The organism is Pseudobutyrivibrio sp. AR14 (genome assembly GCF_900101325.1).
Classification (GTDB): domain Bacteria; phylum Bacillota; class Clostridia; order Lachnospirales; family Lachnospiraceae; genus Pseudobutyrivibrio.
The window spans coordinates 58,171-75,506 of sequence record NZ_FMUY01000004.1 but is presented as its reverse complement, the minus strand read 5'-3'; the positions used below and the strand labels follow the sequence as shown (position 1 = coordinate 75,506).

Genomic DNA, 17,336 nt, shown 5'->3' with positions numbered 1-17,336 from the left:
AGGAGGAAATAACTAGTATGGGAATTGGACCAGACAGATTAGGAGATTTTTATCCTGATTGGGTGAATGACCTAAAGGACGAGGACCTTCGTCCTGAGATTCTTAAGCTTGGTAAGGTGATTACAGACAGAGCTAAGATTAAGCTTGGATTGCAGAAAGTTACCAAGTATGATCCTGAGTACTGGGCTGTTGCTAATCTTGCACCTACAAAGGAGATTGCAGAGCTTGCCCTTTCTATGGGAGGCATCAGAAAGCCAAAGACATTTTCGCAACTTCTTGCTATTACAGGTCTTGATGAGAAGACTCTTAATGAGAGATTAGAGCAGGCTAGCTACACAGGTCTTTTAGAGTGGAACTATGAGAACGAGGCTCATGAGAAGCAGTGGGTACTTCCTATGTTTGTACCAGGCTCAGCAGAGTTCTCAAACATGAATCAGGACTTCTTAAAGGAGCACCCTGAGATGGGACGTTTCTTCGAGAGAATGAGTCGTCTTCCACTTGAGGGACTTACACACATGGTACCACCAGGAGGTGCTGGTATTGGTATGCATGTTATTCCTGTTGAGGAAGCTATTTCTATGGAGCAGGAAGCAATCGGACTTGAGAAGATTTCTTACTGGCTGGACAAGTACGAGGGCAAGTATGCAAAATCACCTTGTTCATGTCGTCTTTCTAGAAAGACATACAACGAGGGTTGTGCAGATGACCCTGAGGGATGGTGTATCGCTGTTGGTGATATGGCTGACTATGTTGTTGAGACCAATAAGGGCGGTGAGTACATCACTAAGGAAGAGGCTCTTGCTATCTTCAAGCAGGCAGAGGACAACGGTTTTGTTCACCAGATTACTAACATCGATGGCGAGAACAAGATTTTTGCTATCTGTAACTGTAATGTAAATGTATGTTACGCACTTCGTACATCACAGCTTTTCAATACTCCAAACATGTCACGTTCTGCTTATGTGGCACATGTTACAGCTGAGGATTGTGTTGCTTGTGGTAAGTGTGTTGAGAATTGTCCTGCAGGTGCTGTTAAGCTTGGACAGAAGCTTTGCAAGGCTGACGGAAGCGAAGTTACATATCCTAAGCAGGTACTTCCTACAGAGAAGAAATGGTCTACTGATGAGTGGAATGATGATTATCGTGACACTAACAGAATCAACTGCTATGACACAGGTACAGCTCCATGTAAGACAGCATGTCCTGCACATATTGCTATTCAGGGATATCTTCGCATGGCAGCGCAGGGTCGTTACAAAGAGGCTCTTGCTCTTATTAAGCAGGATAATCCACTTCCAGCTATTTGCGGACGCGTTTGTAACAGACGATGCGAGGCAGCATGTACTCGTGGTACAGTAGATGAGGCTATTGCAATTGACGAGGTTAAGAGATTCCTTGCAGAGATGGATCTCAAGGCTGAGACAAGATATATTCCAAAGAAAATTGTTCCTTCTCAGAAGGGTGAGTTTACAGAAAAGGTTGCTATTATTGGTGCAGGTCCTGCAGGTCTTTCTTGCGCATATTACTTAGCACTGAAGGGCTACAAGCCAACAATCTTTGAAAAGAGCAAGTATCCAGGTGGTATGCTTAGATATGGTATTCCATCATTCGTACTTGAGAACAATGTTATCGATGCTGAAATCGATATTATCAAGGAGCTTGGCGTAGATATTAAGTGTGGCGTAGAAGTAGGCAAGGATATTTCACTTGATGAGTTACGTTCACAGGGCTACAAGGCATTCTACGTAGCAATCGGTTGCCAGGGTGGTAACAAGCCAGGAGTTCCTGGAGATGATGCTATCGGTACAGCTACAGCTGTTGATTTCCTTCATGAGGTTTCTGAGAACGAGGCTTATGATATCAAGGGTGACCTTGTTGTTATCGGTGGTGGTAATGTTGCTATCGACGTTGCCCGTTCAGCTAGACGTGTTGGCAACGAAAAGGTTTCTATGTTCTGTCTTGAGACAAGAGACATTATGCCAGCATCACCAGAGGAAATCGAAATCGTAGAGGCAGAGGGCGTTGAACTTAACTGCGGTTGGGGTCCAAAGGAAGTTCTTGTAGACGAGGCAGGTGCCGTTAAGGGTATCGTTCTTAAAAAGTGTACTCGTGTCAAGGATGAGACAGGACGATTCGCTCCTGAGTATGACGAGAATGACACAATCACTGTTGAGTGTAAGCATGTTATTTTCTCAGTGGGACAGCGCAGCGTATACGGAGATCTCTTTAAGGGTTCAAAGGTTGTTATCGACAGAGGCCCTAAGGCAGATGCTCTTACATACCAGACTGATGAGCCAGATATCTTTGTAGGTGGTGATATGTACACAGGTCCTAAGTTTGCAATTGATGCAATTGCAGCAGGTCGTGAGGGTGCTATTTCTATTCACAGATTTGTTCAGCCAAACAGCTCACTTACAATTGGACGTAACCGTCGTGACTTCATCGAGCTTGATAAGGATGATCTTCACATTGACGATTATGATCACAGCCCACGTCAGATTCCTGGTGTGTCAAAGACTACAGTTGATGGAGAACTTTCATTCAGAGATAAGACAGTAGAGTTTACAGAGGAGCAGATCAAGGTAGAGACTGCTAGATGTCTAAAGTGCGGTGCTTCAGTAGTTGATGAGAATAAGTGTATCGGTTGTGGTGTATGTACAACCAAGTGCGAATTCGACGCTATCAAGCTTTACCGTGAGCATCCAGAGTGCTCTAAGATGACTCCATCTGAGGACAAGCTTAAATACGTTCTTCCTTATGGCTTTAAGCAGCGCGTTAAGGTTGCTTTCAAACATAAGAAATAAAAACGAGATATAAATACTGCATCTTATTGCGATAATGTGGTACAATAATGCCTGCTGGATAGCTATCTGGCAGGCATTAATTATTCTGGAGGCAGTATATGCATTTTTATCTATTTGCGGAGGGATTTGCCCAGGCCCTTAGGACAATTTTATTAGTTTACTTGATTCTGACTTTTATGTTCACTGTATATTCTATAGCCAGAATGTATTGGTGCGCACACGTGGGCTCTGATGTTAAGGGTGGCAAGGAAAGAATGCGCCAGCTTCGCAAGGCAGGCCGTTTTGTGCAGATGCCTGTTTACTCTATGGAGGAGATGGCTAAGGAGAAGCATAAAAGAGATGTGCGTATGGTATATTTTCCAGCGGACAATCCTAGAGACAAGCGATTTGTTATAGTTCTTCCTGGTGGAGGATACGCTAGAGTTTGCACTCGTCATGAGGGCTATCCTGTGGCAGCTGAGCTTAATAAAATGGGAATAAATGCATTTGTTCTTGAATATAGAGCAGGCAGAGATTGCGCTCCATTTGGACCAATGGAGGACCTTGGCATCGCTCTTAGATTTATTCAGGACAATACAGATAAATTCGACGTAGTTATGGATGATTATGGATTAATAGGCTTTTCAGCTGGTGGAAATGTGGCTGGTATTTTTTCTAGCCACAAGTTTGGATACTTGGATTACCAGGTTCCACGTCCAGGCATTTTAGTCCTTGGCTATCCATGGACTTGCGTTAATGACTGGCTTAGTCATCCATATTGGAATATTTGGATTGGACTTTTGGGAGTATGGCTTTCTAATCGTGGTAGTTACCACATGTTTGGTCTTAGACATATAAAAAAGGGTAGACAGATGCTTGATGTACAAAAATATATCGAGGCTGATTATCCAAAGACATTTATGTTTTCAGGTAGCTGGGATGTTTTGGTTCCAGCCAGCAGACACGCAGATGTATTTGACGAGGCACTTACAAGAGCTGGCGTAGAACATAAATATGAGAAATATTTCGGTGTACCTCACGGTATAGGTCTTGGAAAGCGTACTAAGGCTCAAGGATGGCTTGAGCGAGCTGTAGAATACTGGGGATAGTAAATCTTAAATCTGAGTATTAATCTACAGAATTTTCATAAAAAATTAATAGTTTGCTCATAACTATGAATTCCTCGCGTGGTAAAATTACTTTAGTAATTTCCCTGCGAGGATTTTTTGTGGGCTGCAAAAAAGGAGCGATTAACATGAGAAAAAGTATGAAGACAAAGATATTGATATGTATTTTAATTCTGGATTTGGTGATGATTATAGGTGTATCAATAATTGCCGTTAACTTTAGAACAGCAGTTAAATCTGCCAATACTATGTCAGATACATATTTGATGGTTGAGCAGGACTTTGGTAACGCCAATACTAATGTGCAAAACTTAGTTAAGCGTTTCTTTGTTCTTCAGACTATGAATTATATGTATGGAGGCAATTGGGATAATACTGAAGTTAGAGATCAAATTATTGGTCTTGGAGCAGATGAGTACGGCGCAGTTGAGGAAGCTATTGCAGATTTGAAAACTCATGTGGATACCATTAACGATAAAGAGTTTACTGAAGAATATAAGGTAATGAGTGAAGCGGCTTTAGGTTTTGTTTCAGAATACAAGGAAATAGAGAAGCTGTATTATAATAATGATTTTGCTGGTGCAAGTACTAGATACTTTGCAGGCTCTCATGAGATGGTAACAGTTTATGAAGAAAATGTTGGTCTCATGAAAGAACGATTAGAGCAATTGGTGAAACTGAACGATGAAAAACTTGCAAAGGCTGAGAAGGAAGTTCAAAAATCCATTGCAATAGGTGTGATATTACTAGTAATTGCATCAATATCAACAATAATTATTGTTATTAAATCAGTTAATCCTCTTGTAAGCTCTGCTAAGGAACTTGATAAGATGATTAGTGAGATGAATGCTGGAAATGCAAACTTGGCTCATAGGTTAAAAAATAAATCTAAGGACGAGGTTGGTGTCTTAGTAAGTGGTATCAACAACTTCTTGGAGACATTGGAAAAAATCATTTTTACTATTAAGAGTGAATCTGGAAATATTTATAGCTCAGTAGAAAATACTGTTGGTATCGTTAATTCATCAAAGGATGATGTAAGTAACGTATCTGCAGTTATGGAAGAGCTTACAGCTAGCATGGAGACTGCAAACAACACACTTCTTTCTCTTAATGAGGAGGCAGGAGATGTAAATGATGCAGTAGGACAGGTTTCAAATCAGGTTTCAGAGGGAACTAACAGAGTGGCTGATATCAAGGAACATGCTACTGTTATCCGTGAGAAGACAGAGAAGATGAAAGCCTCTACAAATGAGATGGTTTCATCTATCAAAGATACACTTGAGAACTCAATTGCAGAAAGTAAGAATGTTGAGCAGATTCAGACTCTTACAGAGGATATCCTTTCTATCGCAGCACAGACAAATCTTCTTGCACTTAATGCTTCAATCGAGGCAGCTCGTGCAGGTGAGGCAGGTAAGGGATTCGCAGTAGTTGCTGATGAAATCAGACAGCTTGCTGAGCATAGTAAGGAGACAGCTAATTCGATTCAGGAAATCAGTAATCAGGTTATTTCAGCCGTTGAAGCACTTGCTGATAACTCTAACGAGATGCTTACATACGTAAGTGAGACAGTACTTTCAGATTATGATGATTTCGAAGGTGTTGCTAAGCAGTACTATCAGGATGCTGAGGATATCAATGCAGTACTTGATAGTGTAAATGACAATACAGTAGTTCTTAATTCTACAATCAGCGAGATGACATCAGAGATTGACCATATCTCTAGAGTTATCAATGACTGTACACAGGGTGTTTCTGATGCTACAGAAAGCACAACAGGAATCCTTGAGTCTATCACAACAATCCATGATGACTCAGAGAGCAACCGTGAAATCTCTCAGAGACTTCAGGATGAAGTGTCACGATTCTCTAGCACAGCAGAAGATGCAGAAGAAGTGGCAGAAGTAGAAGAAGAGATAGAAGAATAATTACAAAATAAATAAATGGCCAAGCTGCTGAGTGAAATCAACAGCTTGGCTTTTTCTTTTGTGTGGCGCACCGTTCTATTCTGTAGACTGGATAAAAAATAGCCCCTAGTAGCTATCAAGCTCTAAGTGTTGTGTAGCTTGACATGTAGTCAAGCGTAACAATATCTTAGGCTTGAGAGCGTAACTAGGGGCTTTGTGGTTTATCTATTAACCGTCTACAGAATAGTTAGGTGCTTCTTTGGTGATGTGGATGTCATGTGGATGTGACTCCTTGAGGGAAGCAGCGGAAATCTTCACGAACTTGCCGCGCTCCTGAAGCTCTGGGATAGTAGGGCAACCACAGTAACCCATACCTGAACGGATACCACCGATGAGCTGGAAGATAACGTCCTCAAGAGAACCCTTGTAAGCAACACGTCCTTCAACACCTTCTGGAACAAGCTTCTTAGCACCTTCCTGGAAGTAACGGTCCTTAGAACCATTCTCCATAGCTGCAAGTGAACCCATACCACGGTATACCTTGTATTTACGACCCTGGAAGAGCTCGAATGAACCAGGAGCCTCGTCGCATCCTGCAAACATTGAACCCATCATACATACTGAACCACCAGCAGCAAGGGCCTTTGTCATATCGCCTGAGTACTTGATACCACCGTCGGCGATGATTGGTACATTGTATTCTTTTGCTACAGCATAGCAATCCATGATTGCTGAAATCTGAGGAACACCGATACCTGCAACAACACGTGTTGTACAGATAGAACCAGGTCCGATACCGACCTTGACAGCATCTGCACCAGCCTCGATAAGAGCCTTTGTAGCCTCGCCTGTAGCGATGTTACCAGCGATTACCTGAAGATCTGGGTAAGCTGTCTTAACTTTCTTAACTGCTTCGATGATGTTCTTAGAGTGACCGTGAGCTGAATCCATAACGATAACGTCTACCTGAGCCTCTACAAGTGCAGCTACACGCTCCATCATGTTGCCTGTGATACCAACACCAGCTCCGCAGAGAAGTCTGCCCTGGTCATCCTTAGCAGCGTTAGGATATTTAATCTGTTTTTCAATATCTTTGATTGTGATAAGTCCCTTGAGCTTGAACTCATCGTCTACGATAGGAAGCTTTTCCTTACGAGACTTAGCAAGGATTGCCTTAGCCTCATCAAGTGAGATGCCTTCCTTTGCAGTGATAAGACCCTCAGAAGTCATAGACTCGCTGATTTTCTTAGTGAAATCTGTTTCGAATTTAAGGTCACGATTAGTGATGATACCAATGAGTGTGCCGTCTTCTTTAGTAATAGGTACACCAGAGATTCTGAACTTGCCCATGAGTTCGTCTGCCTCAGCAAGTGTGTTGTCTGGACCGAGAGAGAATGGGTCAGTGATAACGCCGTTCTCAGAACGCTTTACTTTGTCAACTTCTTCAGCCTGAGCTTCAATTGACATGTTCTTGTGGATAATACCGATACCACCCTGGCGTGCCATGGCGATTGCCATGCGGGATTCTGTAACAGTATCCATAGCGGCACTCATCATAGGAATGTTAAGTCTGATTTTTCTAGTTAAGTTTGTGTGAAGATCAATAAGATTTGGAGTTACTTCCGAATACTGTGGAACCAGTAAGACGTCGTCGAAAGTAATGCCATCACCAATAATCGATGCCATAAATTTTCCTCTCTTTCTGTATGCAAGACTGTAAATTTTTTAAAATTATATTTAACAAAGTAGTCTGTGTCAATGAAAGTTTGCCAACAAATATGCTGATTTTTTATGTGTTATTTTGGATTTTTTTGACATGTGCATAATAGAAAGACATTTGTCCGTCTCTAAAATAAAAAATGGCTACATCTGACAGAGGTGGAAGAAGTAGATTGTTAAAATTTTAGCAATTATATACAACAAAACAAAAATATTTAACATTTTTGTACTTCAAAATGAACAGAATTGCAGCTTTCCTTTATTGATTTATTTTCTCAATAGTCCTATCATAAAATTACGGCATTATGGGGTGGGGTTCCGGTTAATTATTGACTCACTCGTGATACTATAAATGCTTATATAATTGAAGGAGGAATTTAGAAATGCCAAGAGCAAAACAGTCTATGGATGGTAACCAGGCTGCAGCACATGTCGCTTATGCGTTTACTGATGTTGCTGCTATTTATCCTATTACACCATCCAGCCCAATGGCCGATTTTGTTGACCAGTGGTCAGCAGCAGGCCTTGAGAATATTTTCGGAAATCAGGTAAAGGTAGTAGAGATGGAGTCTGAAGCAGGTGCAGCAGGTGCCGTTCATGGTTCACTTGGTGCAGGTGCACTTACTACTACATTTACAGCTTCACAGGGTCTTCTTCTTATGATCCCTAATATGTACAAGATTGCTGCAGAGCAGCTCCCTTGTGTATTCGATGTATCAGCTCGTACAGTTGCTACACAGTCACTTAACATCTTCGGTGATCATTCCGATGTATATGCTTGTCGTCAGACAGGTTTCGCAATGATGGCTGAGACAAATCCACAGGAAGTAATGGATCTTTCTCCAGTAGCTCATCTTGCAGCTATCGAGGGTAAGGTACCTGTACTTAATTTCTTTGACGGATTCCGTACATCACACGAGATTCAGAAAATTGAAAAGTGGGATTATGCAGATCTCAAAGAGATGGTTAACATGGATGCTATCGCTGAGTTCAGAGCTAAGGCTCTTAATCCAGAGCACCCAACAATGCGTGGTTCACACGAAAACGGAGACGTTTTCTTCCAGCATAGAGAAGCTTGCAATACAGCTTACGACAATTTCCCAGCAGTTGTTCAGAAGTACATGGACAAGGTAAATGCAAAGCTCGGTACAGATTACAAGCTTTTCAATTACTATGGTGCTGCTGATGCAGATAGAATCATCGTAGCTATGGGTTCTATCAACGACGTAGCAGAAGAGGTTATTGATTACCTCAACGCACACGGCGAGAAGGTTGGTGTACTTAAGGTTCGTCTTTACAGACCTTGGTCATCAGAGGCATTCCTTGCTGCACTTCCAAAGACAGCAAAGAAGATTGCTATCCTCGATCGTACAAAGGAGCCAGGTGCTCTCGCAGATCCTCTTTACCTTGATGTTGCTACAACACTTCGTGAAGCAGGTCTTAATGACATCACAATCTGCGGTGGTAGATATGGTCTTGGTTCTAAGGATACTCCTCCTTCATCAGTATTTGCTGTATATAAGGAACTTGAGAAGTCTGAGCCAAAGCGCAGATTTACAATCGGTATTGTAGATGATGTTACTAACCTTTCACTTCCAGAGGTTAAGCCAGCTCCTATTACATCAGCTCCTGGTACTAAGGAGTGCAAGTTCTGGGGTCTTGGTGGTGATGGTACTGTAGGTGCTAACAAGAACTCTACAAAGATCATCGGTGACCATACAGACAAGTACATCCAGGCATACTTCCAGTATGACTCTAAGAAGACTGGTGGTGTTACAATTTCTCACTTGAGATTCGGTGACAACCCAATCAAGTCTCCTTACTATATCAATCAGGCTGACTTCGTTGCTTGCCACAACCCAGCATACGTTACACAGGGTATGAAGATGGTACAGGACGTTAAGCCAGGCGGAGTATTCATGATTAACTGCCAGTGGTCAGATGAGGAGCTTGAGCAGCACCTTAACGCTGAGGCAAAGAAATACATCGCTGATAACAATATCCAGCTTTACACAATCAATGCTATCGATAAGGCTATCGAGATTGGTATGGGTAAGCGTACAAATACAATTCTTCAGTCAGCATTCTTCAAGCTCGCTGATGTAATGCCTATCGATCAGGCTGTAGATTACATGAAACAGGCAGCTAAGAAGTCATACGGCAAGAAGGGTGACGATGTTGTTCAGATGAACTACAACGCTATCGACGCTGGTGTAGATGCTGTACATAAGGTAAATGTTCCAGATTCATGGAAGAACCCAGCAGCAGATCCTGCTAAGCCAGCACTTGAGGGTCGTCCAGAGTTGGTTAAGATGGTTAAGAATCTCCTTGAGCCTATCTCTAAGATGGATGGTGATTCACTTCCAGTTTCAGCATTCGTTGAGAACCCTAACGGACAGTTCGAGCTTGGTGCAGCTGCATACGAGAAGCGTGGTACAGCTGTAACAGTTCCTACATGGGATGAGACAAAGTGTATCCAGTGTAACCAGTGTGCATTTGTATGTTCACATGCTACAATCCGTCCATTCATGCTTTCTGAGGACGAGGTTAAGGCAGCTCCAGCAAACATCAAGCTTGCTGATACAAAGCCAAAGGCTTCTGAGTACAAGTACACAATGTCAGTATCTCCACTTGATTGTATGGGATGCGGCGAGTGTACAACAGTTTGTCCAGTTGGTGCTATCACAATGGTTCCACAGGCAGAAGAAGCAGACGAGCAGCCAGTATTCAACTACTTAGTAGCTAATGTTGGACGTAAGGAAGCAGCAGGTTCTGACCTTACAGTTAAGGGCTCACAGTTCAATCAGCCACTCCTTGAGTTCTCAGGATCATGTGCAGGTTGTGCTGAGACTTCATATGCAAGACTTATTACACAGCTCTTTGGTGAGCATATGTATATTTCAAATGCTACAGGATGTTCTTCAATTTGGGGTGGTCCTGCAGCTACATCACCATTTACAGTTAACAAGGATTCTAAGAAGGGTCCAGCATGGTGTAACTCACTCTTCGAGGACAACGCTCAGCATGGTATGGGTATGGAAGTAGGACAGAAGTACTTACGTGACCACGCTATCGCTTCAGCTAAGAAGGCAGCAGAGGCTGGTTCAGCAGATCTTAAGGCTGCATTCGCTAAGTTCGAGGAGACAGTTAATTCTACAAGAGAGAACGGCCCAGCAGCTGATGCTCTTATCGCAGCACTTGAGAAGGACGGCTCAGCAGATGCTAAGGCAGCTCTTGAACTCAAGGATTACCTCGCTAAGAAGTCTGTATGGATCTTCGGTGGTGACGGTTGGGCATACGATATCGGATTCGGCGGTCTTGATCATGTACTTGCATCAGGCGAGAATGTCAACGTAATGGTATTCGATACAGAGATGTACTCTAACACTGGTGGACAGGCTTCTAAGGCTTCTAACATCGGTGAGGTTTGCCAGTTCGCTGCATCAGGTAAGGAAGTTTCTAAGAAGTCACTTTCTGAGATCGCAATGTCATACGGTTATGTATACGTTGCTCAGATCGCACTTGGTGCTAACATGGCACAGGCAGTTAAGGTTCTCGCTGAGGCTGAGGCTTACAACGGACCTTCACTTATCATCGGATACGCTCCATGTGAGCTCCACGGTGTAAAGGGTGGTATGAACCACTGCCAGGATGAGATGAAGGCAGCTGTTACAGCAGGTTACTGGAACCTCTTCTCATTCAACCCAGACCTTAAGAAGGAAGGTAAGAATCCATTTACTCTTACTTCTAAGGAAGGTGACTACAGCAAGTATCAGGACTTCCTTGCAAACGAGACACGTTACTCTCGTCTTACAAAGGCATTCCCAGAGCGTGCTGAGAGACTCTTCGCTGAGAACCAGAAGGCAGCTGAGGAGCGTTACGCACACCTTAAGAAGTTAGTTGACCTTTATTCATAAGATTTAATTAACTACAAACAAAATCCTCCGTGCATTGCACGGAGGATTTTTTATACTTGCTTCATAAAACTAATTATCAAAGCATATAACTTCTTATATTAAAATTCATATTCGATGTGCCACAATCTGTCTTGGAACTTTTCATAAGTGGCATCATCCAATTTTTCCCAGTTTTCGTTGCTGGTTTCTATGTACCAACATTCTTCAATTGAATCATATTCCATCCAGCCATAATCGCCATATTCAGAAGATAAACCTTCTAACCAATACTGAAACTGTGGAGGGTCGATATCTTGATTCAACCATACATACATATCGGTGTTGGCATCGTAGTAGTTTCCATCAGAATCAAGAGATAAGTGTTTGTATCCACCATTTTCGTAATTATCTTTGTAATCGGCTTCATCTGTTAGTATAAAACCCTTGCCGTATTCCCTTAGGAACATGTAGTCACCTAAGGTAGGGATATTATAGCTGTTTGAATAGCTGTCAGAATAATTATCACTATAATCTTTGGAATCAAAGGAGTTCGACTGGAAACTTGATGGACTGTAATAGGTCTCACGCTGGTTTTCATGATAAGTATCAATGATGCCAGAAAAAAGTGAGAAAAACAGCATTCCTACAATTAAAAGATATATGGCTGAGTGAGCTGAAGATTTTTCTCTTGAGTAAGAATCATCATATGAATAGCTGTCTGATGAATCATTCTCATCATCTACCAAAGCATCTATTTGGGATACAAGATGCATTGTTCCACCGCAATGAATACATGGCTTTTCACGGTCTGGCCAAGGGCGAGAATCCTCCATACCGCAATAGTCACATTTACATACGGCAGTAGTAGAATCTGATACTACGCCCTGTTTAGAAAAGACAACATCTTCATAAAAATTTCCGTCTTCATCATAGTAACCCGCTTTATATTCCACACCTGTTGATTCGTCTGTCCATGGTTCATTGTAATGAACATAGTCATGGTACTTGCAACGATAAATTTTAGGAGTGACTCCAGAATAATTTTTAGGTTGATTAGTTCTATTTCTGTAAACTGGTGTAGTATTCCTTGAAAATATACTTCCCATTCCTAAAAAGGAACTAGAGTGAGAACTAGAACTGTGATGACTTCTGCTTCTAGAAGAGCTGCTATGTGATCTAGATGAACTGTGGTGCGAGTGGCTACTAGAATGTGAGCTATGACTACTCGATGAGTGATGACTTGGTGACATTTTCCCCTCCTTACTAAATATGCTGATTTATAGTATAAAGAAAGTTGCTGAAAGATACAATATTATTGCGGTTTTGGGGTGTTGCACACTTGTTGTCAAAATGATAAAATACTACTAGATATAGTGTAAGGAAATATTGCTTTGGGAGGATTTTTTGAATGAAATGTCCATTTTGTGGTAGCCAAGATACTAGCGTAATTGATTCAAGACCTGCAGATGACAACACAAGCATTAGACGTCGTCGTTCTTGCCCAGAGTGCGGCAAGCGTTTCACTACCTATGAAAAGGTTGAGACTATTCCGCTTATCGTCATTAAAAAGGATAACAATAGAGAGCCATACGACAGGACTAAAATCGAGAAGGGTGTTCTAATCGCATGTCGAAAGAGACCGGTTGCTGCTGCCCAGATTTCAAAGGTAGTTGACGAGATCGAGACAGAGATTTTCTCATTAGAAGAGAAGGAGATTCCTAGCACTAAAATCGGTGAGATAGTAATGGAGCATCTTGAGAATGTTGATCCGGTTGCCTATGTTAGATTTGCTTCTGTTTATCGCGAATTTAAGGACGTTAATACCTTTATGGATGAGCTCAAGAGAGTCTTAGATAAATAGCTGTTTGGGGGCTAGGAGAGTTTTTACAAGTAGTTACAGGTTTTATGGGGGTTAAATATTTGACTATTTGGACGATATAATAAGTGCAGGTAGCAAATATGGAGAGTTATATTTAATGAATATTTCAGGTATTCGCCCATCTTTAGGGTTCTATGATTACAATTCAATAAGAATACGACAAGAGCTTGGAATGGCACCTGTTGATGAGCCAGTAGAAGAGACTCCAGTAGAGGATTCTACTAGTGGCATTAGCGATGAGGAGATTGCAGCTTCTAGAGAGGCACAGACATTTGGCGCTTATGATTTTGCCAGCCAGTACAAGCCAGGCGAGTCCTTTGATTTAAAGGGTGCTGATAGTGATATTAAGTCACTTGACGTGGAAAAGGCAGTATCTTCTATGCAGAAGGATTCACTTATCCATCGTTATCAGTACTTCGTACAGAACAAGACACCTCAGGATCAGCAGGTTAAGCCGGTTGTTGAGGATTTCAAATTATAACAATATGCGTTTTTAGAGGCACATCAATTGATGTGCTTCTTTTATTGTGTTAAAATCGAGCCTATGAGTAAGAGAAATTTATATCCAAGAGACTATGTAGATAGTACCTATTCAATTGATTTTAAAAAGCTTTATGACCAGGGTTACAGAGGAGTTATTTTTGATGTGGATAATACGCTTGTTCCACACAACGCTCCAGCAGACGACAGAGCTAAGGCTCTTTTTAAGGAATTACACGATTTAGGCTTTCAGGCCCTTTTGTTATCCAACAATAAGGAGCCTAGAGTTAAGACCTTTAAGGAGGCTGTTGAGTACTGTACCTACATATATAAAGCAAACAAGCCATCAGCATCTGGCTACAAGAGAGCCATGGAGCAGATGGGCACTGACGTGACTAACACTATTTTTGTAGGCGACCAGATTCTCACAGACGTGTGGGGCGCCAATCGTGCAGGTATTCGTTCAGTCATGGTTAAGCCAGTACTTAAATGGAAGGAAGAAATCCAGATTATCTTCAAGAGATTCCTTGAGGCTTTCATTTTACTTGGCTACAGAATTTACAAATTATATGGAAAGAACATAAATAAAGTTCCTCTTAAATAATGTAGAAATGCATCAGGGAGGAATCGAAAGGAGAATCTTATTATGAAAATTGTAATTGCAAATGACCATGCAGCAACAGATCTTAAGTTTGAGATTAAGGAGTATATTGAGAGCCTTGGACATGAGGTTATTAATATAGGAACAGATTCACATGACAGCTGCAATTATCCAGAGTATGGTGCAAAGGCTGCGAGAATGGTGGCAGCAGGTTCTGCAGATTTGGGCGTGCTTATTTGTGGAACAGGTGTAGGTATTTCACTTGCAGCTAACAAGGTAAAGGGAATCCGCTGTGGAGTTTGCTCTGATACAGCTACAGCAAGACTTATTCGTGCTCACAACAATGCAAACATGATTGCTTTTGGAGCTCGTATAGTAGGAAGTGAGCTTGCAAAGGATATTGTGAAGTCTTTCCTTGATACAGAGTTTGAAGGTGGTAGACATCAGGTGAGAATTGATATGATATCTGCTATTGAAAATGAAGAATAGTTCTGATATAATTTTTTGGTCTATGTGAGGATTCACGTAAAAAATTAGCCTAGTATAGGCATACCTGATATATATTATAGAGGAGGAATTGTAATAAATGAACGTACAGGTAGAAAATCTTGAAAAGAATATGGCAAAGATCACAGTTACAGTTGATGCAGCTGAGCTCGACAAGGCTATTACAAAGGCATATAACAAGCAGAAGAACAGCATCTCTGTTCCAGGCTTTAGAAAGGGCAAAGTTCCTCAGAACATGGTAGAGAAGATGTATGGTGCTGAGATTTTCTACGAGGACGCTGCTAATATTATTATGCAGGAGACATACCCACAGGCATATGATGAGTCTAAGCTTGATATCGTTTCACAGCCACAGATCGACATCACACAGCTTGAGAAGGGTAAGGACTTCGTTTATACAGCTACAGTTGCTCTTAAGCCAGAAGTTAAGCTTGGCAAGTACAAGGGCGTTTCTGTTACAAAGATCGATTCTAAGGTTACAGCTACAGAAGTTAACAATACAATCAAGGCTGAGCTTGAGAGAGCAGCTCGTACAGTTACTAAGACAGGCAAGGCTGCTAAGGGCGATACAGCAGTTATCGATTTCGAGGGCTTCATCGATGGTGTAGCATTCGACGGCGGTAAGGGTGAGAACTATGACCTTGAGCTTGGCTCTGGTTCATTCATTCCTGGTTTCGAGGATCAGCTCATCGGCCACAAGGCTGGCGAGGATGTTGAGGTTGAGGTTACTTTCCCTGAGACATATCAGGCAGAGGATCTTGCAGGTAAGCCAGCAGTATTTAAGTGCCACATCCACGAGGTTAAGGGTAAGGACATCCCTAAGCTTGATGATGAGTATGTAGCAGACACAACAGAGTTTGAGACAGTTGAGGAGTACAAGGCATCTGTTAAGGAGCGTCTTGAGAACAATAAAAAGGCAGAGGGACGTCGTGCTCAGGAGGACGAGGCTATCGCTAAGATCGTTGAGGATTCTGAGATGGAGATTCCAGATGCTATGCTTGACTACCAGGTTGAGAACATGATTAACGATTTCGCTAACAACATGGCTCAGCAGGGTCTTTCAATCCAGCAGTACATGCAGTTCACAGGTATGACAATGGATTCATTCCGTGAGCAGGTTCGTCCAGATGCACTTGCACGTACACAGTCATCACTTGTACTTGAGGCAATTGCTAAGGCTGAGAAGATCGAGGCATCTGATGCTGACGTTGATGCTAAGCTTGAGGATATGTCTAAGCAGTACGGTATGGAGCTTGATCAGCTTAAGACTCTTGTTGGCGACAGCGAGAAGGAGTCAATGAAGAAGGATATTGCTATCGAGAAGGCAATTGAGCTCATCATGGACAATGTTAAGGAAGCTGCTAAGAAGAAGACTACTACTAAGAAGGCTGATGCTGAGGAGTCTGCAGCAGAAGAGAAGAAGCCAGCTAAGAAGACAACAGCTAAGAAGACTACTACTAAGAAGACAACAAAGAAGGCTGCTGACGCTGAGTAGGAATTAAATAAGCATAAAGCTTATTTGATTCCGTAATAGGATGCTTTCTTGTATGAAATACAAGAAAGTAGTCTGGCGAAGCCAGATTTTATTGCAGCTTTCATTGGCTGCAATAAAACCAAAAAGTATTAAAAATTTGTAAAAATCGAGACACGGATTACTAAAATAGATATAATTAAAAATGAAATTAAATCACTGGCCTGAGCGTATGCTCGGGCTTAGTGTATATATAATACTTGTTTAGCAGCTTGGTTTTTTGGCGGAATAATTAACCTATTGTTCCTGCTAATGAGTGCTGAAGAGTATTGACTAAATCTATTAATCATTAGGAGGACTAAAATGGCAACAATTCCTTATGTCATTGAACAGAATTCTCGTGGGGAGCGTTCTTATGATATTTATTCACGATTATTAAAAGATCGTATCGTGTTCTTAGGTGAGGAGGTTAACGAGGTTACTGCTTCACTTACAGTTGCTCAGTTACTTTTCCTTGAGTCAGAGGATCCTAGCAAGGATATCCACCTCTACATCAATAGCCCAGGCGGTAGTGTTACAGCTGGTATGGCTATCTACGATACAATGCAGTATATCAAGTGTGATGTTTCTACTATCTGTATTGGTATGGCAGCTTCTATGGGAGCTTTCTTACTTGCAGGTGGACAGAAGGGCAAGCGATTTGCTCTTCCTAACTCAGAGATTATGATTCACCAGCCACTTGGTGGAGCTAAGGGTCAGGCTACTGAAATCGAAATCGCAGCTAAGAATATTCTTAAGACTAGAGAAAAGCTCAACCGTATGTTAGCTGAGAACACAGGTAAGCCATACGAGCAGGTGTGCCTTGACACAGAGCGTGATCACTGGCTTGATGCTAAGGAAGCCCTTGATTATGGTCTTATTGATGAAATTATTACAAAGAAAGCAAAATAAAGCCGATATATA

At 41.8% G+C, this 17,336-nt stretch carries 12 protein-coding genes; 10 read left to right on the top strand and 2 right to left on the bottom strand.

Translation table 11 applies throughout. The annotated features are described in order from the left end of the window. The first annotated feature begins 17 nt into the window (after nucleotides 1-17). From BLP50_RS04740 to BLP50_RS04730, 3 genes are all read left to right on the top strand, one after another. Entirely contained in the window at nucleotides 18-2,804 is a 2,787-nt protein-coding gene (locus BLP50_RS04740) for an FAD-dependent oxidoreductase (RefSeq protein ID WP_176753686.1), read from the top strand. Between the two features lie 98 nt (nucleotides 2,805-2,902). Next, nucleotides 2,903-3,892 carry an alpha/beta hydrolase gene (locus tag BLP50_RS04735; RefSeq protein WP_090151826.1) on the top strand — a complete coding sequence of 330 codons (990 nt, stop codon included), beginning with the start codon at nucleotides 2,903-2,905 and terminating at the stop codon, nucleotides 3,890-3,892. A 146-nt stretch (nucleotides 3,893-4,038) separates the two neighbouring features. After that, nucleotides 4,039-5,841 carry a methyl-accepting chemotaxis protein gene (locus BLP50_RS04730; RefSeq protein ID WP_176753685.1) on the top strand — a complete coding sequence of 601 codons (1,803 nt, stop codon included), beginning with the start codon at nucleotides 4,039-4,041 and terminating at the stop codon, nucleotides 5,839-5,841. Between the two features lie 207 nt (nucleotides 5,842-6,048). Here the strand turns inward: BLP50_RS04730 and guaB are convergent, their stop codons facing one another. Further along, on the bottom strand, nucleotides 6,049-7,506 hold the full coding sequence (gene guaB, locus BLP50_RS04725; protein ID WP_090151820.1) for an IMP dehydrogenase: 1,458 nt from the start codon (nucleotides 7,504-7,506) through the stop codon (nucleotides 6,049-6,051). Between the two features lie 416 nt (nucleotides 7,507-7,922). On the opposite strand from guaB, the gene nifJ reads away from it, so the two are divergent. Then, a complete protein-coding gene (gene nifJ / locus BLP50_RS04720; protein ID WP_090151817.1) occupies nucleotides 7,923-11,456 on the top strand; it encodes a pyruvate:ferredoxin (flavodoxin) oxidoreductase in 3,534 nt (1,177 codons plus the stop codon). Nucleotides 11,457-11,554: 98 nt separating this feature from the next. On the opposite strand, the gene BLP50_RS04715 is transcribed toward nifJ, so the two are convergent. Beyond that, nucleotides 11,555-12,541: a hypothetical protein gene (locus tag BLP50_RS04715; protein ID WP_090151814.1), complete on the bottom strand. Its 987-nt coding sequence runs from the start codon at nucleotides 12,539-12,541 to the stop codon at nucleotides 11,555-11,557. A gap of 302 nt (nucleotides 12,542-12,843) precedes the next feature. Between BLP50_RS04715 and nrdR the strand changes: the two genes are divergently transcribed. The 6 genes from nrdR to clpP all read left to right on the top strand — a co-directional run bounded on the left by nrdR (nucleotide 12,844) and on the right by clpP (nucleotide 17,324). Further along, nucleotides 12,844-13,296 (top strand): transcriptional regulator NrdR, encoded by a 453-nt coding sequence (gene nrdR / locus BLP50_RS04710; protein WP_090151810.1) that lies wholly within the window; start codon nucleotides 12,844-12,846, stop codon nucleotides 13,294-13,296. A gap of 67 nt (nucleotides 13,297-13,363) precedes the next feature. Continuing rightward, entirely contained in the window at nucleotides 13,364-13,795 is a 432-nt protein-coding gene (locus BLP50_RS04705) for a hypothetical protein (protein ID WP_176753684.1), read from the top strand. Between the two features lie 63 nt (nucleotides 13,796-13,858). Next, nucleotides 13,859-14,398: a YqeG family HAD IIIA-type phosphatase gene (locus BLP50_RS04700; RefSeq protein ID WP_090152263.1), complete on the top strand. Its 540-nt coding sequence runs from the start codon at nucleotides 13,859-13,861 to the stop codon at nucleotides 14,396-14,398. Between the two features lie 42 nt (nucleotides 14,399-14,440). Continuing rightward, the gene (gene rpiB, locus BLP50_RS04695) at nucleotides 14,441-14,884 is read left to right on the top strand and encodes a ribose 5-phosphate isomerase B (RefSeq protein WP_090151804.1); all 444 of its coding nucleotides are present in this window, start codon (nucleotides 14,441-14,443) and stop codon (nucleotides 14,882-14,884) included. A gap of 97 nt (nucleotides 14,885-14,981) precedes the next feature. Next, nucleotides 14,982-16,397 carry a trigger factor gene (gene tig / locus BLP50_RS04690; RefSeq protein WP_330386055.1) on the top strand — a complete coding sequence of 472 codons (1,416 nt, stop codon included), beginning with the start codon at nucleotides 14,982-14,984 and terminating at the stop codon, nucleotides 16,395-16,397. Between the two features lie 339 nt (nucleotides 16,398-16,736). Next, nucleotides 16,737-17,324, top strand: coding sequence for an ATP-dependent Clp endopeptidase proteolytic subunit ClpP (gene clpP, locus BLP50_RS04685; RefSeq protein WP_090151801.1), 588 nt, complete (start codon nucleotides 16,737-16,739; stop codon nucleotides 17,322-17,324). Nucleotides 17,325-17,336 lie beyond the last annotated feature (12 nt).

What these genes read in the sequence shown, in the direction of transcription:
- BLP50_RS04740 (WP_176753686.1), top strand. Translation starts at nt 18, where the DNA reads ATGGGAATTGGACCAGACAGATTAGGAGATTTTTATCCTGATTGGGTG.
- tig (WP_330386055.1), top strand. Translation starts at nt 14,982, where the DNA reads ATGAACGTACAGGTAGAAAATCTTGAAAAGAATATGGCAAAGATCACA.
- guaB (WP_090151820.1), bottom strand. Translation starts at nt 7,506, where the DNA reads ATGGCATCGATTATTGGTGATGGCATTACTTTCGACGACGTCTTACTG.
- BLP50_RS04700 (WP_090152263.1), top strand. Translation starts at nt 13,859, where the DNA reads ATGAGTAAGAGAAATTTATATCCAAGAGACTATGTAGATAGTACCTAT.
- nifJ (WP_090151817.1), top strand. Translation starts at nt 7,923, where the DNA reads ATGCCAAGAGCAAAACAGTCTATGGATGGTAACCAGGCTGCAGCACAT.
- BLP50_RS04730 (WP_176753685.1), top strand. Translation starts at nt 4,039, where the DNA reads ATGAGAAAAAGTATGAAGACAAAGATATTGATATGTATTTTAATTCTG.
- nrdR (WP_090151810.1), top strand. Translation starts at nt 12,844, where the DNA reads ATGAAATGTCCATTTTGTGGTAGCCAAGATACTAGCGTAATTGATTCA.
- clpP (WP_090151801.1), top strand. Translation starts at nt 16,737, where the DNA reads ATGGCAACAATTCCTTATGTCATTGAACAGAATTCTCGTGGGGAGCGT.
- rpiB (WP_090151804.1), top strand. Translation starts at nt 14,441, where the DNA reads ATGAAAATTGTAATTGCAAATGACCATGCAGCAACAGATCTTAAGTTT.
- BLP50_RS04715 (WP_090151814.1), bottom strand. Translation starts at nt 12,541, where the DNA reads ATGGGAAGTATATTTTCAAGGAATACTACACCAGTTTACAGAAATAGA.
- BLP50_RS04735 (WP_090151826.1), top strand. Translation starts at nt 2,903, where the DNA reads ATGCATTTTTATCTATTTGCGGAGGGATTTGCCCAGGCCCTTAGGACA.